The sequence below is a fragment of the Dietzia aerolata genome (assembly GCF_014144865.1).
GTDB classification, from domain to species: domain Bacteria; phylum Actinomycetota; class Actinomycetes; order Mycobacteriales; family Mycobacteriaceae; genus Dietzia; species Dietzia aerolata.
This window is the reverse complement of record NZ_JAALDM010000321.1, coordinates 1-1,944: the sequence shown is the minus strand read 5'-3', so window position 1 is coordinate 1,944 and position 1,944 is coordinate 1. Positions and strand designations below refer to the sequence as shown.

Sequence of the window (1,944 nt, the reverse complement as noted above, 5' to 3'; positions counted from 1 at the left end):
ACGGGGCAGGGCGAACGGGCGCGGGGCGGGGTGAACCGGCGCGGGGCAGGGCGCTGGTCCCCACCCGGCACGATTGCGGACGATGGCGGGAGAGAGCGAAAAACGAACCCCGAAATGACGACGACGACAACGCCGGTGAAGGCGTTGTCGTCGTCATGCTGGTGGCCCGGTGGGGCACCGGGACTCGCGCGGTCAGCCGGACCTCCAGAGACCGGCCCGGCAGGTCAGGCGGGCGGCCTGCAGATCAGATGACGCCCTGGGCCAGCATCGCGTCGGCGACCCGGCGGAACGCGGCGATGTTGGCGCCGGCGATGAGGTCACCGGGGACGCCGTACTCGTCGGCGGTCGCGGCGGCGGTGGCGTGGATGTTGGTCATGATGCGGTCGAGCTCGGAGTCGACGCGCTCGAAATCCCACTGCAGACGGCCGGCGTTCTGGCGCATCTCCAGGCCACTGGTGGCCACGCCGCCCGCGTTGGCGGCCTTCGCGGGGCCGAAGAGGATGCCCTTGGCGTGGATGACCTCGATGGCCTCCTCGGTGCAGGGCATGTTGGCGCCCTCGGCGATGAGGCGGCAGCCGTTCTCGGCGAGCGTGCGGGCGTCGTTGCCGTCGAGCTCGTTCTGGGTGGCACACGGCAGCGCGATGTCGCACTCGACCTCCCAGACGTTCTTGCCCGGAAAGTAGGTGCAGTTGCCGCGCTCGTCGGCGTAGGCCGAGAGGCGCTCGCGGCGCACGTCCTTGATCTCCGAGAGCAGGTCCAGGTCGAGGCCGTCCTCGTCCAGCACGTAGCCCTGGCTGTCCGAGCAGGCCACGACGGTGGCGCCGAGCTGCGAGGCCTTCTTGGCGGCGTACAGCGCCACGTTGCCGGAGCCGGAGACCACGACGCGCGAGCCCTCAAGGGTCAGGCCGGGGCAGTCGCGCAGCATCTCGCGCACGAAGTAGACGAGGCCGTAGCCGGTGGCCTCCGTGCGGGCCCAGGAACCGCCGTAGCCGACGCCCTTGCCGGTGATGACGCCCGCCTCGTTGCGGCCGGTGATCTTTCGGTACTGGCCGTACAGGTAGCCGATCTCGCGGCCGCCCACGCCGATGTCGCCGGCCGGCACGTCGAGATCCGCGCCGATGTGGTGGGCCAGCTCGGCCATGAAGGACTGGCAGAAGCGCATGACTTCGCCGTTGGACTTGCCGTGCGGGTCAAAATCCGAGCCGCCCTTGCCGCCGCCGAGGCCGAGGCCGGTCAGCGCGTTCTTGAAGACCTGCTCGAATCCGAGGAACTTCAGGGTGTCCTCGGTGACGGACTTGTGGAAGCGCAGGCCGCCCTTGTACGGGCCGAGGTCCGAGCTGAACTGGACGCGGAAGCCGCGCTGGACCTGCACCACGCCGTTGTCATCCACCCACGGCACGCGGAAGGAGACCACGCGCTCGGGCTCGATGATGCGCTTGAGGATGCCGCCCTCGACGTACTCCGGGTGCTGGCGCACGACGGGCGCGAGGGACTCGAGGACTTCGTGGACCGCTTGCCGGTAGAGGACCTGTCCGGGATTGCGTCGCACCACGGTGTCGAGAGCGTCGTGGAGTACGGCGTCGGCGTCGGACATGGGACCTCCGGTCAATACGTAACTGGTGATGACGAGTGCGACGAAAAAGGATGCCGGCGCGTACGTCGTTGCCGAAGAGGCAGCCTAGCGCCCAAAGACCAAATTCTCCGACTCAGCCTCTTCTGAGAATTTCCCTCACGAATCCCACTAATCACACGTGTCACACTGGACTCACTAATCACAGCGCCGTAATCTTGCTCGCGACCGGTCGACCTCCCAGTCGCTCACCCGTGCATCACGGAAGGCCACCATGCGTATCTCCTCCAAGCTCGCCGCCCTCGGCGCGGCCGCGGCTCTCGTCGTCAGCGCGACGCCCGCCGGCGCCCAGCCCGCCCCTGCCCCCGCTGCAG

At 68.7% G+C, this 1,944-nt stretch carries 1 protein-coding gene; it reads right to left on the bottom strand.

The annotated features are described in order from the left end of the window. Positions 1–244 precede the first annotated feature (244 nt). Positions 245–1,594 (bottom strand): NADP-specific glutamate dehydrogenase, encoded by a 1,350-nt coding sequence (gene gdhA / locus G6016_RS15975; protein ID WP_182633586.1) that lies wholly within the window; start codon positions 1,592–1,594, stop codon positions 245–247. Between the last annotated feature and the right edge of the window lie 350 nt (positions 1,595–1,944).